This window comes from Flavihumibacter sp. (assembly GCF_036676075.1).
Classification (GTDB): domain Bacteria; phylum Bacteroidota; class Bacteroidia; order Chitinophagales; family Chitinophagaceae; genus Flavihumibacter.
The window spans coordinates 605676-626761 of sequence record NZ_JAKFDQ010000006.1; the positions used below are offsets into that span (position 1 = coordinate 605676).

17 protein-coding genes are annotated in these 21086 nt (G+C 45.1%); 12 read left to right on the top strand and 5 right to left on the bottom strand.

Features of this window, described 5'->3' with window-relative positions; translation table 11 throughout:
• The first annotated feature begins 20 nt into the window (after positions 1-20).
• Together dapA and V6M43_RS02640 are read left to right on the top strand one after the other, a co-directional pair.
• Positions 21-902, top strand: coding sequence for a 4-hydroxy-tetrahydrodipicolinate synthase (dapA, locus tag V6M43_RS02635; RefSeq protein WP_332732481.1), 882 nt, complete (start codon positions 21-23; stop codon positions 900-902).
• A complete protein-coding gene (locus V6M43_RS02640; protein ID WP_332732482.1) occupies positions 899-1744 on the top strand; it encodes an alpha/beta hydrolase in 846 nt (281 codons plus the stop codon). Before dapA ends, V6M43_RS02640 begins: the two co-directional genes overlap by 4 nt.
• Here the strand turns inward: V6M43_RS02640 and V6M43_RS02645 are convergent.
• A complete protein-coding gene (locus V6M43_RS02645) occupies positions 1739-2641 on the bottom strand; it encodes a ribonuclease Z (RefSeq protein ID WP_332732483.1) in 903 nt (300 codons plus the stop codon). The genes V6M43_RS02640 and V6M43_RS02645 overlap by 6 nt on opposite strands.
• Before the next feature lie 8 nt (positions 2642-2649).
• Positions 2650-3036, bottom strand: a complete 387-nt coding sequence (locus V6M43_RS02650) for an STAS domain-containing protein (protein WP_332732484.1) — start codon at positions 3034-3036, stop codon at positions 2650-2652.
• Positions 3037-3141: 105 nt separating this feature from the next.
• On the opposite strand from V6M43_RS02650, the gene V6M43_RS02655 reads away from it, so the two are divergent.
• From V6M43_RS02655 to cmk, 3 genes are all read left to right on the top strand, one after another.
• The gene (locus tag V6M43_RS02655; RefSeq protein WP_332732485.1) at positions 3142-5676 is read left to right on the top strand and encodes an ATP-dependent Clp protease ATP-binding subunit; all 2535 of its coding nucleotides are present in this window, start codon (positions 3142-3144) and stop codon (positions 5674-5676) included.
• A 61-nt stretch (positions 5677-5737) separates the two neighbouring features.
• The gene (locus V6M43_RS02660; RefSeq protein ID WP_332732486.1) at positions 5738-6229 is read left to right on the top strand and encodes a DUF1648 domain-containing protein; all 492 of its coding nucleotides are present in this window, start codon (positions 5738-5740) and stop codon (positions 6227-6229) included.
• A 67-nt stretch (positions 6230-6296) separates the two neighbouring features.
• Positions 6297-6983, top strand: coding sequence for a (d)CMP kinase (gene cmk / locus V6M43_RS02665; protein ID WP_332732487.1), 687 nt, complete (start codon positions 6297-6299; stop codon positions 6981-6983).
• Between the two features lie 56 nt (positions 6984-7039).
• Here cmk and V6M43_RS02670 read toward each other — a convergent pair whose 3' ends face one another.
• Together V6M43_RS02670 and V6M43_RS02675 are read right to left on the bottom strand one after the other, a co-directional pair.
• Complete coding sequence (locus V6M43_RS02670; RefSeq protein WP_332732488.1) at positions 7040-9229, bottom strand: glutamine synthetase III family protein; 2190 nt, start codon at positions 9227-9229, stop codon at positions 7040-7042.
• A 133-nt stretch (positions 9230-9362) separates the two neighbouring features.
• Positions 9363-10640: a hypothetical protein gene (locus V6M43_RS02675; protein WP_332732489.1), complete on the bottom strand. Its 1278-nt coding sequence runs from the start codon at positions 10638-10640 to the stop codon at positions 9363-9365.
• A gap of 55 nt (positions 10641-10695) precedes the next feature.
• Here V6M43_RS02675 and V6M43_RS02680 point away from each other — a divergent pair, with 55 nt between their 5' ends.
• The 5 genes from V6M43_RS02680 to V6M43_RS02700 all read left to right on the top strand — a co-directional run bounded on the left by V6M43_RS02680 (position 10696) and on the right by V6M43_RS02700 (position 16333).
• The gene (locus V6M43_RS02680) at positions 10696-11841 is read left to right on the top strand and encodes a glycosyltransferase family 4 protein (protein ID WP_332732490.1); all 1146 of its coding nucleotides are present in this window, start codon (positions 10696-10698) and stop codon (positions 11839-11841) included.
• 60 nt (positions 11842-11901) lie between these two features.
• Complete coding sequence (purL, locus tag V6M43_RS02685; RefSeq protein ID WP_332732491.1) at positions 11902-14133, top strand: phosphoribosylformylglycinamidine synthase subunit PurL; 2232 nt, start codon at positions 11902-11904, stop codon at positions 14131-14133.
• A 23-nt stretch (positions 14134-14156) separates the two neighbouring features.
• Positions 14157-15137, top strand: a complete 981-nt coding sequence (gene rfaD, locus V6M43_RS02690) for an ADP-glyceromanno-heptose 6-epimerase (RefSeq protein WP_332732492.1) — start codon at positions 14157-14159, stop codon at positions 15135-15137.
• Positions 15138-15209: 72 nt separating this feature from the next.
• Positions 15210-16004: a pyrroline-5-carboxylate reductase gene (gene proC, locus V6M43_RS02695; RefSeq protein ID WP_332732493.1), complete on the top strand. Its 795-nt coding sequence runs from the start codon at positions 15210-15212 to the stop codon at positions 16002-16004.
• 164 nt (positions 16005-16168) lie between these two features.
• The gene (locus V6M43_RS02700) at positions 16169-16333 is read left to right on the top strand and encodes a hypothetical protein (protein WP_156123693.1); all 165 of its coding nucleotides are present in this window, start codon (positions 16169-16171) and stop codon (positions 16331-16333) included.
• Between the two features lie 84 nt (positions 16334-16417).
• Here the strand turns inward: V6M43_RS02700 and V6M43_RS02705 are convergent, their stop codons facing one another.
• Positions 16418-17254: a dienelactone hydrolase family protein gene (locus tag V6M43_RS02705; RefSeq protein ID WP_332732494.1), complete on the bottom strand. Its 837-nt coding sequence runs from the start codon at positions 17252-17254 to the stop codon at positions 16418-16420.
• Positions 17255-17535: 281 nt separating this feature from the next.
• On the opposite strand from V6M43_RS02705, the gene V6M43_RS02710 reads away from it, so the two are divergent.
• Both V6M43_RS02710 and yidC read left to right on the top strand, forming a co-directional pair.
• Positions 17536-19182 (top strand): CTP synthase, encoded by a 1647-nt coding sequence (locus V6M43_RS02710; RefSeq protein WP_332732495.1) that lies wholly within the window; start codon positions 17536-17538, stop codon positions 19180-19182.
• Positions 19183-19240: 58 nt separating this feature from the next.
• Positions 19241-21085, top strand: a complete 1845-nt coding sequence (gene yidC, locus V6M43_RS02715) for a membrane protein insertase YidC (RefSeq protein WP_332732496.1) — start codon at positions 19241-19243, stop codon at positions 21083-21085.
• Position 21086: the final 1 nt, after the last annotated feature.

Consider the following 21086-nt stretch of genomic DNA (forward strand, 5'->3'; position numbering starts at 1 on the left):
GCTAAATAAACTACTGTTTCATGTCTCTCAGACAAACTTTGCGCGGTACCGGGGTTGCCCTGGTTTCTCCTTTTACCAGTTCAGGAAAAATAGATTATCCCGCTCTGGAAAGCCTGATCAATTATGTTATCAAAAATGGTGTTGAATATGTTGTAACCCTTGGAACAACAGGTGAAACGCCCACCCTTTCTAAAGAAGAAAAGATCGATATCATCAACTTCACCTACGAACAGGTTGATGCCCGTGTTCCCGTGGTGGTAGGTGTTGGCGGTAACAATACCCATGAACTGGTGAAAGACCTGGAAATACTGCCGCTTGATAAAGCAACTGCCGTTCTCAGTGCAAGTCCATATTATAATAAGCCTTCGCAGGAAGGCATATTCAAACACTATGAAGTACTGGCCGCTGCATCACCACGCCCGGTGATCCTCTACAATGTTCCCGGCAGAACAGGACGTAATATGGAAGCCTCCACAACGCTCAGGCTCGCCCATGAAGTGCCCAATATCGCCGGTATTAAAGAAGCTGCGAATAATATGGTGCAGTGTATGCATATCCTGAAAGATCGTCCCGACCACTTCCTTGTGGTAAGCGGTGATGACGACCTGGTGATGCCACAAATTGCCTGCGGAATGGACGGTGTTATCAGCGTGGCAGCTAACTGCCTGCCAAGGAAATTCACCGATATGATAAGGGCCTCCCTTGCTTTCGATTTCCATAAAGCAAAATCACTGAACGACTCCATGCTGGAAGCCTATCACCTGCTGTTCGCAGAGAACAACCCGGCCGGAGTGAAAGCATTCTTGTCGGAGTTGGGATTGATAAGCAATCATCTCCGCCTGCCAATGGTTCCCCTCAGTGAAGAACTCCGGGAAAAGGTGAACGCTTACCTTATGAAATGAACGGATTGATCATTACGCTGTTACTGATATGTGCTACTACAGGCATCAGCATGGGCAATACCTATGCGGCACCGCTTTTGAATGATAGCACCATACGCCAAATGTTCGACACTACATTTCATATCCCCCAATTATCGCGTAGCAGAACCGTGAGGGTATGGCTCCCTAAAGATTATAGCCATTCCAAAAAAAGATTTCCTGTGCTTTATATGCATGATGGACAGAATCTTTTTGATGCTGCTACTTCCTATGCAGGCGAGTGGGGACTGGATGAAGCCATGGATACCGCCAGCAACCAGTGGATCATAGTCGCCATTGATAATGGAACGGTGCTGAGGATGAATGAATATAATCCCAATGACCATGAGCGTTTTGGAAAAGGGGAAGGGAAGGCTTATCTCGATTTTATCGTCAACACTTTAAAACCGGCCGTTGACAAAAAATACAGGACCCGGAAAAGCAGAAATCATACAGCCATTGCCGGTAGTTCCATGGGCGCCCTCATCTCTTACTATGCAGGCATCTGGTATCCCGGAACGTTTGGAAAAGTAGGCGTGTTTTCACCCTCTTTCTGGATAGCGCCACAAATTGAAGAGCATACGCGGGAAGCGGTGAAGCGCAATACACATAGTCGCCAGGATTATTTCTTTTATGGTGGTAAGCAGGAAGGAAAGGAAATGGTTCCCGATATGGAGAGGGTGCATGCAATGCTACAGCAACTTGTCCATCCACAAAAGAAGAATAGTTTCCCGATCATCGTTAATGAAAATGGAAAGCACAATGAAGCCGCCTGGAGAAGCCAGCTCCCGGCATTTATCGACTGGCTGAATAAAGGATCATAACCGGTAACTCACCCCTTCCAATGCAAGATATGTATCAGGGAATAACTCCCTTGCCTCTTCCAGGAACTGGTCGAGCTTTTCATATTTAGAACTGAAATGTCCGATCAGTAATTTACCTACTCCAGCTTTGCTTGCAATGGTTGCCGCCTGGTGGGTGGTGCAATGGAACCTTGCATTAGCACGATCAGCCAGGTCTTTGAGATAGGTGGTCTCATGATATAAAATATCAGCTCCTCTAACTTTTTCAATCAGTCGCTCGTCATAGCAGGTGTCGGCAGAATAAGCATAACTCTTTGGTCGCGGTGCCGGGTCAGTAACCATCTCATTCAAAACAACCCTTCCATCTTTTCTTGTGTAATTTTCACCCCATTTAAGTCTGTCGAAGAATATAGCGGGAATTTCGTGGTGGCGGGCCAATTCAGGATTTACTTTTCGCGGTGCCTTCACTTCTTCAAAACGAAATCCCCAGCAAGGTATGCGGTGGCTTACCGGAAAGCAACTCACCTGGAACTTTTCCTGCTTCGCAATTACGCCTTCTCCTTCCAGTGCATGGAAATGAAGTTTATAAGGTAGGGATGTATCGGCAACTCTTAACTGCATCTCGATAAGTTCCAGCAGGGGTGCAGGGGCATAAAGGTTAAGATCGATCTCGCGACCCAATAGCCCCATACTGGTGATCAAACCGATCAATCCGAAGTAGTGATCACCATGCAGGTGTGATATGAAAATATGCTGGATACGACTCCGCCTGATCTTGTACTTGGCCATCTGCATCTGGGTGCCCTCCCCGCAATCTACCAGGAACAGGAATTCATCCAGCGTCACTACCTGCGCGGTAGGATGCCTGTCGAATGCAGGTAAAGCAGAGTTATTTCCTAATATGGTTACACCAAGCATAGCACTATTTAAAACAGGGGATCTTCATCATCCAGTAATTCACGCTCTATTTCTTCCATCTGAACAATATCCCAGGCTTCTGATTCAGTAGGTGTTGCACTCATGATCTCCAGCAATTGCTCTTTATCAAGCCATTCTTCTACCTCGGGCTTCAATTCACAAATAACGAAAGATGCATTATTCTCATAATAAGATTGCTGCACTTTGATCAACGTTTCGGCTGCCTTAAGATCAAGAGATGATACGCTTCCCATATTTAACACAACGTTTTTAACGCCATTTTGGAGAAAGCTTTCTAAACGATTCTGCAAGTCTGCTGTCATATTAGCAGTTATATGCTCGTCAAGCAACGTTATGGCATGGAATTTTTCCTTGGTATCAATTTTGACCTGCATACGCGTAAAATTAAGTGACGATTTATTCGTTCTTTGAGTGCTGGGGGGGCAAACCTAAACTCAAAAATATTCGTTATTATTGTATAACACACAACAACTTATAAAATGGACAACAATTTTTCAGCCCAGGTAAAAGAGATCATCTCGTTCAGCAGGGAGGAAGCGTTGCGATTGGGGAATGATTTTATCGGTACGGAGCACTTGCTGCTGGGACTGATAAGAGAAGGTGACAACACCGCTGTCCGTATTCTAAAAAGTTTCAATGTTGACCTTTATGAACTCCGCAAAGAAGTTGAACTCGCGGTAAAAGATAAGACAGGAAAGAATATTGCTAACATCAATAGTCTGCCGCTTACCAAGCAGGCAGAGAAAGTGATTCGTGTAACGGTACTTGAAGCAAAGGCACTTAAAAGTCCCACAGTTGAAACCGAACACCTAATGCTATCTATATTGAAAAACAAAGAAAATATTGCTACCCAGATCCTCAACCAGTTTGATGTAGACTATGATCTTTTCCGCAATGAATTAGGCGTGGTAAAAAGCAATGACGTTAGGAGTGAATTCCAGGATGAGAATGAAGACGACTTTGATGAGGAAAAGAAATACAGTCAGCAAAAGGCAAAGGCAACGGGAGCAACAAAGAGCAAGACACCGGTACTTGATAATTTCGGAAGAGATATCACCCGGCTGGCAGAAACAAATGCACTCGATCCTATCGTAGGACGTGAGTATGAAATTGAGCGCGTATCACAGATCCTTAGCAGGCGTAAGAAAAACAACCCCATCCTCATAGGAGAACCGGGTGTTGGTAAGACGGCTATTGTGGAGGGTTTGGCACTGCGAATTGTACAGCGTAAAGTATCGAGGGTTTTGTTTGATAAAAGAGTTATATCACTTGACCTGGCAGCGCTTGTTGCCGGTACCAAATACCGCGGACAGTTTGAAGAAAGGATGAAGGCCATCATGAATGAACTGGAGAAGAACCGTGATGTGATCCTCTTCATTGATGAGATACATACCATAGTAGGAGCTGGTGGTGCCAGCGGTTCACTAGATGCATCCAATATATTCAAGCCCGCCCTCGCAAGAGGTGAGCTGCAGTGTATTGGTGCTTCCACGCTCGATGAATATCGTATGTACATCGAGAAGGATGGTGCATTGGATCGTCGATTCCAGAAAGTGATGGTAGATCCGCCGAGTGTTGATGAAACCATTCTTATTCTCAACAATATCAAATCGAAATACGAGGAATATCATAACGTCAATTATTCTGATGATGCTATCAATGCCTGTGTGAAGCTGAGCGACCGTTATATGACGGACAGGTTACTTCCCGATAAGGCTATTGATGTATTGGATGAAGTTGGTGCGCGTGTTCACCTGAAGAATATTAATGTGCCTGAGGAGATCCTAGAACTCGAGAGAAAGATCGAGGACGTGAAGAATGAAAAGAACCGTGTTGTGAAGAGCCAGAAGTTTGAAGAAGCTGCTTCACTAAGAGATACGGAAAAGCGTTTACAGGAAGACCTCGAGAGAGCAAAATCGCAGTGGGAAGAAGAAAGCAAACACAAGCGTTTCCCCATTAGTGAAGATGATATCGCTGAAGTGGTGAGCATGATGACAGGTATCCCTGTTAAGCGAATGGTTCAGGCAGAAAGCGAGAAGCTGAAGAAGATGGCCACTGATATGGCTGATATGGTTGTTGGACAGGAAGAGGCCATCCAGAAAGTGGTGAAGGCCATCCAGCGTAACCGTGTCGGATTGAAAGATCCCAAGAAGCCAGTAGGTACATTTATTTTCCTGGGACCAACCGGTGTTGGTAAGACCGAGCTGGCACGTTCATTGGCACGTTATCTTTTTGATAGTGAAGATGCATTGGTTCGGATTGATATGAGTGAATACATGGAGAAGTTCACGATCAGCAGACTGATAGGTGCGCCTCCCGGTTATGTAGGATATGAAGAAGGCGGTCAGCTTACCGAGAAGGTTCGCCGTAAGCCATATTCTGTGATCCTGCTCGATGAAATTGAAAAGGCACATCCGGATATTTATAACATACTGTTGCAGGTGCTTGATGATGGCCAGTTGACTGACGGCCTTGGTCGCAAAGTTGACTTCAAGAACAGTCTTATCATCATGACATCTAACATTGGTGTTCGCCAGTTGAAGGATTTCGGAGAAGGAGTTGGATTTGCCACTTCAGCGAGAACTGCCAGCAGTGATGAGAACAACAAGGCGGTTATTGAGAAGGCATTGAAACGAACATTCTCACCAGAATTCCTGAACAGGATAGATGATGTGATCGTGTTTAATTCGCTCACCAAGGAGCATATCTTCCAGATCATAGATATCCTGCTGGCTGGAGTAATGAAGCGCCTGAAGAATCTTGGATTCTCTCTTGAGCTTACAGAAGAAGCCAAGAACTTCATTGCAGAGAAAGGATATGACCAGCAGTTTGGTGCAAGACCTCTTCACAGGGCGCTGCAGAAATACCTGGAAGATCCATTGGCAGAAGAGATCCTGAATATGACGATCAAGGATGGTGATATACTTATTGCTGACCTTGACAAAGAGCAGAACAAGATCAGGTTTAGTCTTAAGGAATCATCTCCTCCCAAGAAGGAAAAGTCAGAAGCATAATTTCTAATTAATCAGAATATGAGAGGCCGTCATTCGACGGCCTTTTTTTGTAAATTGAAGCATGGTAAAAAAGTTTATCAGTGAGGATGAAATTCCTTTTTATACAAGGGTATTTAATTTCATAAGCCTCGCACTTTTAGCTGCAACATGGATTGTACCATTAATGGCGTATGACGCACTTCCTGAAACAGTTCCTTCACATTTCAACTTAAGAGGAGAGGTGGATGGATATGGAAACAAGGTTCTGGTCTTTCTTATTCCGGTGATTGCCACCTTTACTACAGGAATATTATGGTTTGTGATGAACACTAAAAATCCTTATTTCAGAAAGTTTCGCAAACCGGGTCCATACCAGATTCAACTTAGTGAGCAGGCACAGTATCGGGTACTAAGTACAACAAATCTTCTTACTGCTCTATTGTTTTTGATCGTGGAGGTGACCATGGTAGAATCCGCACGCACAGCTATAGTGCCTTCTTATTTTTTTATCATTTTCGTGATCTGTGGCCTGCTTATTATTCTACCACTGGTTGAGGCATTCCGTTCTAAGTGAAGATGATCAGAACCTTTCCCTTTTTTCCATTCACTATTGCCTTTTCTCTATTTACTATCTTTGTAAAATGGCAGCGAAGAAAAAGATAATCATTACCATTGATGGCTGGAGTAGTTGTGGCAAAAGTACCCTGGCGCGGCAACTGGCAAAAGAACTCAACTATGTATATATTGATAGTGGCGCCATGTATCGTGCAATCACTTTGTACTTCTTAAGGAACCATATTGACTGGACCGATACTGCAGAAGTAGAAGAAGCCTTAGCGAACATCCAGCTAGATTTTCGTTTTAATGAAGTGAGTGAGCAGTCTGAAATGTTCCTCAACGATGAGAACGTTGAATATGTGATCCGTGATCTGGTAATTGCAGAAAAGGTGAGTGAGATTGCTGCCATCAGGGAGGTAAGGACATTTGCCGTTAAGCAACAACAGGAGATGGGACGAAAGAAAGGAATTGTTATGGATGGCCGCGATATAGGCACGGTTGTTTTTCCCAAAGCTGAATTGAAAATATTCATGACTGCCGACAATGCTGTTAGGGTGGAGAGAAGGTTCCGTGAGCTGTTTGAAAAGAATCCTAACATCACTATTGAGGAAGTAAAGAATAACCTCGAAATGCGTGATTATATTGACAGCAACCGCGAAGTGAGTCCGCTACGCCAGGCAGATGATGCATTGGTTCTTGACAATTCAAAACTGACCATGCAGGAACAGCTTCATATTGCGCAGAAATGGGTGAAGGAGAAACTGCAATAAAAAAACCCGTTTCAGTTGAAACGGGCTGGTAGCAATGTTAGTTTTGGTTAAGAGAATTATCTCAGGAAAAGCATCTCCCTGTATTTCGGAAGCATCCAATGGCTGTCGTCCACCAATAGTTCCAGTTTGTCGACCCTGTACCTTATAGAATCAAAGTAAGGTGCTTTAACCTGGCTTTCGTAAGCGATGGCTTTTTCCCTTGTATTTTCAATTTTGTTGCAGACTTTACGAGCCTCGATCAGTTTCTCCACCAAGTCACTCAATATATTGATATGCTCACTGATCTTTTCAAGGATCTGCAGCTGGTTTGCATAACTGCTTTCCTTCAGCCCGATCTCTTTTAATCCACTTATATTGCTTATAAGGATATTCTGATATTTGATAGCTGCAGGCAGCACATGACTGGTACAAAGTTCACCCATGATCCTCGCTTCAATTTGTACATGCTTGATGTATTTCTCGAGTTCGATCTCATGACGTGCTTCCAGCTCTACGTGCGTTAGTACATCATTGCTCTCATAGAGATTCTTTGTTTTGTCGGTAACCATTGCATCCAAAGCAAGTGGGGTGGTCTTTACATTTGGAAGTCCACGGCGGGCTGCTTCTTCTGCCCACTCTTCACTGTATCCATCACCTTCAAAAAGAACCTTATCGCTCGCAACTATATATTCGCGGATCACATGCATGATAGCGATCTCTTTCTTCTCACCTTTCTCGATCAGCGCGTCAACATCTTTCTTGAATTGCTTAAGTGTTTCAGCGATGATGGTATTCAAAACAGTCATCGGGTTTGCGCAGTTGGCAGAAGAACCAACGGCACGGAACTCAAACTTATTACCTGTGAAGGCAAAAGGAGAAGTACGGTTACGATCGGTATTGTCAAGGAGCAATTCAGGAATGCTGCGATGCAGGTCGAGCTTAAGGATGGCCTCATCCTGCTCATCAAATTTAGCACTCACTCTTTCCTTGATTTCAGACAATACATTGCTGAGGTATCCACCAACAAATACTGAGATGATGGCAGGAGGTGCTTCGTTTGCGCCAAGACGATGGTCGTTTCCTGCAGAAGCGATGCATGCCCGGAGAACATCTGCATAGTCATGAACCGCTTTGATCGTATTCACGAAGAAAGTCAGGAACATAAGATTTGTCTTTGGCGTTTTGCCGGGAGCAAGAAGGTTAACACCGGTATCGGTTGACATGCTCCAGTTGTTATGCTTACCACTACCGTTGATTCCTGCGAAAGGTTTTTCATGAACCAGTACACGAAGCCTGTGACGACGTGCAACACGATCCATTACATCCATGAGCAGGGTGTTATGGTCAACAGCAACACTCACTTCTTCAAAGATGGGAGCACATTCGAACTGTGCTGGAGCAACTTCATTATGGCGTGTACGCAGGGGAATTCCCAACTTGTATGATTCGTTCTCGAAATCGCGCATGAATGCATAGATGCGCTCGGGGATGGAACCAAAATAATGATCTTCCAGCTGCTGTCCCTTTGCAGGCGCATGACCAAAAACGGTTCTGCCGCTAAGCACCAGGTCTGGACGGGCATTGAACATAGCCTCATCAATCACGAAATATTCCTGCTCCCATCCGAGGGTTGCAGAAACGCGGTTTACATTTTTATCAAAGTAGTTGGCAACATCAACAGCATGCTTATTAAGTGCTTCCAGTGATTTAAGAAGCGGCGCTTTATAATCAAGTGTTTCGCCGGTATAAGAAACAAATATGGTTGGGATGCAAAGTGTGCGGCCATTTCCGATCTCCATGATAAAGGCAGGAGAGGAGGGATCCCATGCTGTATAACCACGGGCTTCAAAAGTGGCACGGATACCACCGCTCGGGAAAGAGGAGGCATCAGGTTCCTGCTGGATGAGCGCGGCACCATCAAATTCTTCAATGGCGGTTCCATCTCCCTTTAATGTGAAAAACGAATCATGCTTTTCGGCTGTAGTTCCTGTTAAAGGCTGAAACCAGTGCGTGTAATGCGTTACACCTTTTGTTTCTGCCCACTGGCGGATACCTGCTGCAACCTGGTTGGCAACATTGCGGTCAATTTTCTTTCCACCGCGAATGGAGGCGAGCAGACTTTTATAGCCTTCATCACTCAAAAAGGCCCTGGCCTTCTGGATGGTGAAAACATTCTCCCCAAAAATCGCAGTAATCTTGGCAGATCCCGAAACTTCCACTTCTTTTCCTTCATTGATGCCTTCTAAAGCACTGAAACGTAATGACATTAAGAATTAATTTTAGCTATTGAAAAAAATGATAATCTCAGCTTTTTGAAGGACCCTTAACAGGGTTTTCAAAAATTTCCTCTAAGTTGAGTAAAAAAATGATGCAAATCATCCTTTTCGTGCAGAATAAATATCAGAAACCTCTGTTTTTATAAACATTAATTAATTTATAATGTGAAATTTTATCGCCTGCGGCCGCCAGACTCAGCCAGATAAGCAGGCATATTTCGGGGATCGCCCTGTAGCGAACCAGTGCACCGGGGAAAGGAATGGTATAACCGATGAAGAGGCAGGTGAGGAGGGCAGTGTAAGCGAGCAGGGCCGACATTGGGTAAGGGGCAAGGAGAGCCCTGCCGGGGTAACGACGCGCAATAAGCGTTAGAAATAATCCGAGCAGAACCAGGTTCTGAACCACCATCAGCAATTGAAGGGCGCCGCTCGTATTCCATGGCCGGGGTTGTAGAAAGGCGTTGTCAGCAGCCTGTGGCAGCATCTTTATAAATGATGCGGGAGAGGGTTCCATCTTTTGGAGGCTGACCCTTGTTTTTCCTTCCAGCGCAAAAAATGAGGCTTGCTTCTCAGCAACCATTTCTGGCAGGTTGAGAGGGGAGGGTAATAATCCGCTCAGGAAAAACATCACCATCGCGATCATATGCACCCCGAGAAATGCTTTTACCTGGGGCTTTTGTTTTTTCACCACCAGCCACCAGGCCACAAGCGATGGGATGATGACGGCTACCAGCGGTGCGCGGATAAAACTGATTCCTGCCAGTGCCAGGATAGTAAGCACCAGGTATCCGGCTTGGCCGCGGGCCAACCATTTTCCATATATATATATAAGGAGTCCGAAAAAGAAGAATAGCCAGGCATCCGATCTTATGCCACTAAGCCAGAACAGGGTGGGGGGATAGAGAAAGATCAGCATGAACAGCCATTGCTTTAGTTGGGGCCAGGCAGCCAGGCAGGCCTGGTAAAGCCAGAAATGTCCCCAGAAGCTAATACCGCTGAAAGCAACCACATTAATATAATAGTTGCCGCCCGATATAAGGTTTACAAAGGCAAGGGGCTTAATGATAAGGGCCTGCTCCATTTTCATCTGGAAAACTGCCAATCCCCCTGCCCAGCCATTCTCTGATACAAGTCGGAATATGTCTACATCCTCAAAAAAATGCGCTGGTCGGGTTAGGAGCTTTTCGAGTTCATTCATGCTGTCGCCATTGATGAACCAGGTATCATCGCCGCCATAAAACCGAAGGAACACAAATCCATAAAGAGAACCCATGAGGACCTTTGCTGCCATGGCAATCAGCAATTGGCTCCAGCTGAAACCCCACTCAGCTTTTCGGGTGAGCCATCGCGTTAGCAACACAACAATGATCAAAACAATGAAGTAGCGCAGGTATATATCCATCCGGGTTTCTTGATTTTCCTTTTCAAATCTATACATTTGGCTTTAATGTGGCCGAATGCAAGTTGCAACAAACAGATCCCTCCTCATCGCTTTTGTTTCCAATAACGGATGGTCCGTTTATAATTTCAGGCTCGATGTGATCCGGAGCCTGCTGCAGGCAGGGCATCGTATCCTGGTTTTATGTCCGCAGGATGCATTTGTTGACAAGCTCCGCAAGGAAGGATGCCAGTACCAGCCCCTTCACTTTGATAACCGCTCGATAAGTCCCCTGGCCGATTTTCAATTTTACCTGGAGGCAAAGAAATATTACAGGCAATACCGTCCCCATCTTGTTTTTCATTTTGTTGCCAAGCCAAATATTTATGGAACCATGGCTGCCACTGCAGCAGGCATTCCATCCATTGCAGTGGTAACCGGACTGGGTTATGCCTTTTCGCAAAAGAATATCCTCTACCAAATAGTAAAGCAATTGTACCGCAAAGCACTTAAGGGTGCCCGTGAGGTTTGGTTTCTGAATAATGAGGACGCGGGTTTCTTTACCCGTAATGGCATTACTGATATAAAAAAAACGCGGGTGCTGCCGGGTGAAGGCATCGATACCGAATGGTTTTCGCCTGTACCAAAAATCGATAAAGTAGATGGTGATTTTTGTTTCCTGATGGCAAGCCGTCTCTTAAAAAGCAAGGGTATCGGCGTATATGCTGATGCCTGCAGGTTACTGCGAAAGAAAGGGCATAAGTTCAGATCAGTATTGATCGGGTCAGTGGAAGCCCATCATCCCGATTCCATTTCAATGGAAGAGCTGGCGCGTTGGGAAAAGGAAGGTCTGCTCCGTTATGAGGGTTTCATGGATGATGTAAGGCCATGGCTTTCGGAGACAGATTGCTTTGTGTTTCCCTCCACCTATAACGAGGGTGTGCCGCGATCCTTAATGGAAGCGGCCAGTATGGAACTGCCGATTGTTACTTCTGATTCAAGGGGCTGCCATGATGTGGTGAAGCATCTTGAAAACGGTTTGCTCTCAAAGCCCGGCGATCCTTTTGACCTTGCCTTAAAGATGGAGGAACTGCTGCTTATGACTCCATCCGTTCGCATGAGCATGGGTAAAAAGGGAAGGGAGCTTGTAAAGGCACAATTTGATATCAGTATAATTATCGCCCATTATAAACAGGCAGTGGCCGGCATTGAAGGGCATCAATAATTTTCGCATTCACTGCCTTACCTTACCTTTGCGCTTTCTTACACCATCCGCAAAAGCAACATGGAAGTAACCGTTAAAACCGCGCAACAATTACGTCTTACCGCCGAAGAATTTGAACTGATCAAAGAGAAACTCGGCCGAACCCCTAATTTCAATGAACTCTGCGCCTTCAGTGGAATGTGGAGTGAACACTGCAGCTATAAAAACTCCATTAAATGGTTGAAAACCCTCCCAAGGGAAGGTGGCAAAATGTTGGTAGCAGCAGGAGAAGAGAACGCCGGACTCATGGATATGGGTGATGGATATGGCGTTGTTTTCAAGATCGAGAGCCATAACCACCCTTCTGCCATTGAACCATTCCAGGGTGCAGCAACTGGTGTTGGTGGTATTCACCGGGATATTTTCACCATGGGAGCAAGACCTATTGCCGCATTGAATTCTCTCCGTTTTGGTAAACTCACTGAAGGTAAAACCCAGCACCTGTTAGGTGGGGTGGTACATGGCATTGGCCATTATGGCAATTGCTTTGGTGTACCTACCGTGGGGGGCGAAATATATTTTGAACAATGCTATCATACCAACCCACTCGTGAACGCCATGAGTGTTGGAATTGTAAAGGCGGGCGGTACAGTAAGTGCCACTGCCGAAGGACTAGGCAACCCGGTTATGTTTGTGGGTTCTGCTACCGGTAAGGATGGAATTGGCGGAGCATCTTTTGCTTCTGCTGATATCACCGCAGAAAGTACCGAGGAACTGCCGGCGGTGCAGGTTGGTGATCCCTTCCAGGAAAAAAAATTACTCGAGGCCTGCCTTGAGGTGATTACAACAGGCGCAGTAGTTGGCATGCAGGATATGGGTGCCGCAGGCATCATCTGCTCCACCGCAGAAATGAGTGCAAAAGGTGGCGTGGGAATGAGGATCGATCTGGATAAAGTGCCTACCCGCCAGCAGAATATGAAAACATGGGAACTCCTCCTTAGCGAGAGCCAGGAGCGCATGCTCATGGTGGTTGAAAAGGGCAAGGAGGCGCTGGTGGAGAAGATCTTTGAAAAATGGGATCTGCCCTGTTCAGTGATAGGGGAAGTGACTGATAACGGACTCCTCGATTTCTATATGCATGGTGAACTGGAGGCTTCCATCCCGGCCTATGAACTGGTACTTGGTGGCGGTGCACCTGTATATGACCGTGCATATGAAGCGCCGGCATACCTCGAGAAGATCGCTGCTTTTGATGCTGCGAAAGTTCCGGTACCTGCCGACCTTAAGGCAGTGGCATCCCAATTGGTTGAAGTCCCCAATATCGCTTCCAAGCGCTGGATCTATGTTCAGTATGACAGCATGGTTGGAACAGGAAATACTTCCACCAATGCTCCAAGCGATGCAGCTGTAGTACTGGCAAAACCAAGCAATAAAGCACTTGCGGTAACAACAGATTGTAATAGCCGCTATGTATATGCCGATCCCTACAAAGGCGCCATGATAGCAGTTGCTGAAGCCGCGAGAAATATCGTGTGCAGTGGTGGCGAACCTCTCGGTGTTACCAACTGCCTGAATTTCGGAAACCCCTACGACCCACAGGTCTACTACCAGTTTGTTCAGGCCATTAAAGGAATGGGTGACGCATGCCGCAGATTCAATACCCCGGTTACCGGCGGTAATGTGAGCTTCTATAACCAGAACCCCGATGGTCCGGTGTACCCAACACCTACTATTGGAATGGTTGGATTGCTGGATTCTGTCGACAATAAAATGACGCTTGATTTTAAGCAGGAGGGTGATTCCATCTACATTATTGGAAACAGTACAGACTGTATCAATAGCTCTGAATACTTAAATAAAATAGTGGGTGTGGAGCATTCACCCGTTCCGCATTTTGATATTGAAGAAGAATTTGCCCTTCAGCAAACGATCAGTGAATTGATAAAAGACAAACTGATTGACTCGGCCCATGACATCAGTGAAGGTGGACTTTTCATTACGCTGGCAGAAAGTGGATTTAACCGCGATCTCGGATTCAGCATCGATACTGACCCCGCCATTCGTAAGGATGCATTCCTTTTCGGGGAGGGTCAAAGTCGGGTGATCGTATCCGTTAATCCGGAAAGTCAGTCGCAGTTCGAGGCTAGTCTCGCGGGAAAAGCATTCAGGAAACTCGGAACTGTAAGCTCCGGCAATATCACCATTGATGGAGAAGACTGGGGCGATATTAATTCCTGGAAAAAGAAGTATGATACTGCCATTGAAAGATTGCTGGCAGGTCATGATGCCGAATTTGCCATGACGCCTATTTAATAATGGTGTAAACTGCCTTATATATGAATACAGATTCAGTTATTGTAATAACCGGCGCTGCAGGTTTTATAGGTAGTTGCCTGGTGGGTTATCTTAACCAGAAAGGATTCAATAATCTTTTACTGGTGGATGATTTCAGCAGGGAAGACAAGGCCCCTAATACTGAAGGCAAGTTGTTCCTGGAGAAAATTCCACGTAACCATTTCTTCGAATGGCTTAGCGAGCACAAACCCAGGATCGATTTTGTATTTCATATTGGCGCCAGAACCGATACTACTGAATTCAATTATTCCATCCACCAGGAACTGAATGTGGAATATTCCCAGAAGATCTGGAACTACTGCACCATTCATAATATCCCCCTCGTTTATGCGTCTTCTGCTGCCACCTACGGCGGGGGTGAACTTGGATATGACGACAGTCATGAGCTTGTTTTCAATTTGCAGCCACTGAACCCATATGGGGTTTCAAAGAATGAATTTGACAAATGGGTAATGCATGAAGAATGTCATCCCCCGTTTTGGGCCGGACTCAAATTCTTCAATGTTTATGGCCCGAATGAAAACCATAAGGGAAGGATGGCAAGCGTGATCTGGCATTCCTTCAACCAGATTAAGGAAACGGGGAAGGTGAAGTTGTTTCGTTCGCACCGGCCAGATTTTGAGGATGGTCAGCAGCTCCGTGATTTTGTATATGTGATGGATGTGTTGAAGGTTTGTGTGTGGCTGATGGAAAACCAGCCTGCTTCAGGCCTGTACAACCTGGGTACGGGCAAGGCGCGCGCATTTGAGGACCTCGTTAAGGCAAGTTTCAGGGGAATGGACCGTGAGCCGGTAATAGAATTTATTGATATGCCGGAGGACATCCGTGATAAGTATCAGTATTTCACCGAAGCAAACATGCAGAAACTCCGTGACCAGGGCTATCCCGAAAGCTTTTATACACTGGAAGAAGGGGTTGAGGATTATGTAAGAAATTACCTTGTACCGGGTAAGTACTTTTAAATCATTATATTTACAATATGATTGCTGCCATCACTCCGAAAGAGTGATGGCATTTTTTTAAACCTATGTGAGATGAGTAAAAAAATAGCCATTATCGGTGGCGGAAATCTTGGAATATCAATAGCGGAAGGCTTATTGGCCGGTGGATTCACAGAAGCCGGGAACATTACTGTAACGCGTAGAAATATTGCTCTTTTACAGCCTTTACAGCAGAAAGGGATACATGTAACGAATAATAATGTGGAGGCGGCGCAGCAGGCCGACGTTATTCTTCTTGCCGTTAAGCCATTCCAGGCTGCTGAGGTTGTTCGTGAAATTTCAGAGGTCACCGGCAAGGAAAAAATGCTCATCTCGGTGGTAACAGGGGTGACCATTGCAGAATTGGCCAAGGAGCTGAAAGGCGAAACTGCCATATTCAGGGCGATGCCCAATACGGCTATAGCCATTCGGGAAAGCATGACCTGTGTGGGATATACCCGGGCTGATGCTGCCCAGGTGGAGTGGGTGATGGCATTATTTAACCAGCTGGGGCGGGTTGCCATCATTGATGAAAAGCTTATGGACGCGGCAACTGTACTGGGTGCATGTGGAACGGCCTATGCGATGCGGTATATCAGGGCCAATATACAGGGAGGTATCGAAATAGGTTTTGATGCGGCAACTGCCAGCCTCATTGCTGCTCAAACTGTTAAGGGAGCGGCGGAACTATTGTTACAAAAAGGTACCCATCCGGAGCAGGAGATCGACAAGGTGACTACTCCCAAGGGCTGTACCATAGCGGGACTTAATGAAATGGAGCACCAGGGGTTCAGTTCATCACTTATAAAAGGGATTGCCGCCAGCTACGACAAGATACAAAAGGGATAATTTTTATGCATCTACCGCATAATACATGAGAAAAAACGTTATTAATAATATATTAATGGGTAGATCGTTAATCTAATATGGTAAATACAACAGGAGGTTTTTGCGGCTAGGCCTAATTGAGGTAATTTGCAGCGCGTTGGACTTACCACCATTGAACCACAGATATGAAAAAGAATATTAGCAGTTGGATTTTACTATTAGAAATTATAGCCATCGTGGCTATGCATGCCAATAAAGGTGGCAGCGAAAAGATCAAAGACATCCTTTTAAAAAGAAATCATACTGGTCTGATCAAAGCAACACCTATCATCCAGGCATCTGTAAATTAGGATTATATAATTAGCAATAATCACCAAAAGGAAAATAGGCATCCGGGAAACCGGGTGCCTATTGTATTTAAGGTAGTTCCTGCCTCAGCTCCTTTCACGGATAAAGGCCAGTACTTTCTTGTAAGCGTCCTCGGTTGCTTCCTTATTGAAGTTGGGATTACTCGGATTCGCAAATGCATGGGTAGCATCATAGCGGTTTAGCAAAAGCTTCTTGCCGGCTTTATTCATGTTTTCAGCGAATTCATCCACTACTTGCGGGCTCGGCCATTGGTCCTGGTTGGCGAAGAATCCCAGGATATCTGCATTCAAAGTTTTGAGTTTTTCAACATCCTTTTCAGGCTGGCCATAATACATTATTCCCCCTGCCGCCTGTTTGCCACCCAGTAATGTGGCCTGGAGGCTCCAGCCGCCGCCAAAGCACCAACCGATGGTAAACACACGGGCATCGTCGCCGGCATATTTATAAGCACCTCTTATGATGGCCTCGGCCCTTTCTGACTTTACCGACTGCATCGTTTTAGCTGCATCCTCCCTGTTTGTGGCAACTACATTGTCATACAGATCAAGCGCTATCACATTTATTCCAAGGTCGCGGCCAAGTTTTTCTGCTTCCTGCTTAATGTAATCGTTAAGTCCCCACCATTCATGAACCACGAAAAGGTAATTCTTAGTTGGTGTTGCTGATTTTACCTCCCAGGCATGTGCTGTTTTACCATCGGGTGTAGCATAATTGATGTCTTTGCCTGCATCAGACTGGTATTTAAAGGGAAGGGGCTCGTCATGGCTCATACGGAATGATTTGCTGGAGGCATTCTGTGCAAATGATTCTGTTGCCATTGCCGCACAGCAGGAAACTGGTTCCTGGGCACTGGCAGCTTTTATGAATAACAAACCGGCAACAAAAAGAATGATTTTTTTCATATGAGTAAACTTTTTAAGATTACAATCCAGTGGCCCTCTTGTTCAAACAATGCCAGTAAACAGACTGATCGGCTATACAGTTTTTTTCCACAAGGCAATTCCCAACTTGGGTGGAATGGGGAATACTGTATCTTTGCATGACCTCCCGGATATACATATTCCATTTTTCCGCAAGGTCAGTATTCAGACTGGAGAAGCGGTTCAACATTAAAAGACAGGATGTCAGCAATAACCTAAGCTATTATGGCTTGGGAGTTTATTTTTTTGAAAAAATTCAAAATATGGCCAAGTACATTTTCGTAACAGGAGGGGTAACCTCATCATTAGGTAAGGGAATTATTGCAGCATCCCTGGGGAAGTTGCTTCAGGCGAGGGGATTGAATGTAACGATCCAGAAATTTGATCCTTATATCAATGTTGATCCCGGTACGCTTAATCCTTATGAACATGGCGAATGTTATGTAACAGAAGATGGTGCTGAAACCGACCTTGATCTTGGTCATTATGAAAGATTCCTGAGCATATTTACCTCGCAGGCTAACAACGTTACAACTGGTCGCATATACCAGACCGTTATTAACAAGGAAAGGGAAGGAGCATACCTTGGTAAAACAGTTCAGGTTGTACCACATATCACTGACGAGATCAAACGCAGAATGTTATTACTTGGTCAGCAGGGCTATGATATTGTAATAACTGAAATTGGTGGAACAGTTGGTGATATTGAAAGCTTACCTTTTATAGAAGCGGTTCGTCAGTTGCAGTGGGAGTTACCCGAAGAAGATTGTGTGGTGGTTCACCTTACATTGATTCCTTACCTCCGTGCTGCAAAGGAGCTAAAGACCAAGCCCACACAGCACAGCGTCAGGATGCTTAGCCAGGAGGGTGTACATCCCGATGTACTTGTATGCCGCACCGAAGAATCACTATCCCCCGAAATAAGAAAGAAAATTGCGCTCTTCTGTAATGTGAAAAAGGAAGCAGTAATTGAAGCAGCGGATGCACCTACCATTTATGAGGTTCCTTTAGCAATGATGCGTGAGAAACTTGACCTGATCTGCCTGAAGAAAATGAATATCACTAATTATTCAGAGCCTGAACTGGGTAAATGGAAAGAGTTCCTTGATAAGCTTAAGTATCCCAAGAGTAAGGTAACCATCGGGTTGATCGGTAAGTATATTGAATTGCAGGATGCTTATAAGTCGATCCTCGAAGCATTTGTACATGCAGGTGCGATGAATGAATGCAAGGTGAATGTGGTGAATGTTCACAGTGAATTTATCACGGAAGAGAATGTGGAAGAAAAGCTTGGTCACCTTGATGGTTTGCTGGTTGCACCAGGGTTTGGACACAGGGGTATTGAAGGAAAGATCACTGCGGTAAAATATGCGCGCGAAAATAAATTACCATTCTTTGGAATTTGTTTGGGTATGCAGATGAGTGTAATTGAATACGCGCGAAATGTATTGGGATGGAAAAATGCCCACAGTACCGAGATGGACCCGAATACAACCCATGCGGTTATTGACCTGATGGAAGGCCAGAAGGCAGTTACTGCCAAGGGCGGCACCATGAGGCTTGGGTCATATCCCTGCGAAATCAGGGAGGGAAGTCTGGCGCATACTGTATATGGCAGCACATTAATTAGTGAGCGGCATCGCCATCGCTGGGAATTCAATAACCAGTACCTCGCTGATTTTGAGCAGGCAGGTATGATTGCGAGTGGAAGAAATCCGGAGAGCGGATTGGTGGAGATCGTGGAATTACCAGGCCATCCATTCTTTATTGGTGTGCAATACCATCCTGAATTAAAGAGTACAGTTGAGAATCCTCAGCCGGTTTTTGTACACTTTATTAAGGCAGCAAAGGAAAATGCAGAAAAAAAAGAAGGCATCCGGAACCCACTTTTACAGAGTGAAATGATATAAATAAAAGGCCCGTGAGGGCCTTTATTACCCTATCTTTGCACGTCAAAAAACATACTACATGCAGAGCATGGATAGAAATACGATCATTGGTTTTGTGTTGATGGGAGTCCTACTTTTTGTTTATCTCTTCATTTCTTCCAAAAACAGCCAGGAGCTGCAGGTCAAGAAGCAGCAGTACGAAGATTCGGTAGCAAAGATAGAATCAGCCAGAAAGAAAACTGCCCCGGTAATAACTGACAGCGTAAATGCTGTTACTGCAATTGATTCAACAGCAACCGGATGGGCACGTGCGGCATCCGCGGCAGAATCATTCCAGGACCTTGAGAATGATGTATTAGCCATTCGCTTTACCAACAAAGGTGCCCAGCCTGTTCAGGTGAAGCTGAAAAATTACAAAAGATCCGACAGCAGCCAGGTTACCCTGATTCATGATGGCAGCGATAATATAAGTTATGCAGTTAATATTGGTCCTAACCAGACTGCCCAGGCAGGAGAACTGTTTTTCCAGCTAAAAGATATTAAGAAAGATCCTTCCGGAAACCAGACCATCAGTTATGAAGTAACTGGTAATAATGGTGAAACTATCGTTCATGAATATGCGTTGAAACAGGGAAGTTATCTCGTTGATTATACCATTCGCCTGAATGGCGTTAATAGCCTTCTCACACAGCAGCAACTGAACCTCAACTGGGTTGTTGATGCACACCAGCAGGAAAAAGACGTGAAGTACGAAAGGCAGCAATCTCAGTTGGTGATATTGGAAGATGGTGAATATGATTACTTCAATCTGTTTTCAAGCGACCAGGAGAAATTCGAAAAGCCTGTACATTGGGCAAGTATAAAGCAGCAGTTTTTTAACACCACACTAATTGCTAAAGACAAGTTTGATGCGGCACAGGTTGATTGGACCAGTCCGGGTGAAGACACCACCAGCCTTATTGTTGCAGCCAAAGCCAGTTTCCAGAAAAAACTGACTGGTGATAATACTGCCGTGATCCCATTACAGTTTTATTTTGGTCCTAATGATTATAAGATCCTTCGGAATGTTGGCGTTGACGATATGGATAAGATCGTTAACCTGGGCCAGGGCTTCTATGCATTTGTGCGACCCATCAACCAGTTTGTGGTAATGCCGGTATTTGATTTCATTAAGAAATTCATCGGCAGCTTTGGAATAGTGATCGCGTTGCTGACATTGTTTATTCGTCTGATCACTTCACCACTTGTTTACTCCAGTTATCTCAGCGGTGCAAAAATGAAAGCGCTCAGGCCGGAGATAGATGCATTGAAAGCCAAACATGGTGACGACCAGCAAACATTCGGAATGGAGCAGATGAAGCTCTTCAGGGAAGCCGGCGTGAATCCATTGGGCGGATGTATTCCTGCATTATTACAGATCCCGATCTTCTTTGCACTCTATAGTTTCTTTAATGCTAATGTGGCGCTTAGGGGTGAACGTTTTCTCTGGGCCGAAGATCTTTCTACTTATGATGTAATAGCCCGGTTACCATTCTCCATCCCCCTTGGATTTGGAGATCATATCAGCTTGTTTACTTTACTGGCTGTTATAACCAGCTTCCTGATATCATTATACAACATGAATATGACGCCGGACCAGAACAATCCGATGCTCAAATACATGCCGTATATCTTTCCGGTTGTAATGTTATTCTTTTTTAACAGGCTGCCTTCAGCACTAACCTGGTACTATACAGTATCAAACGTAATTACGCTGGTGCTACAGTTCATTATTCAGAAGTATATCATCAATCATGACCAGATAGTTGCCCAGCTCGCACAAAACCGCCTTAAACCGAAGACCAAATCGAAATGGCAGGAGAAAATGGAGGAAGTGCAGAATTCCCAGAAACGGGTGCAGAACATGCAGAAAAAAGGAAAGTAGG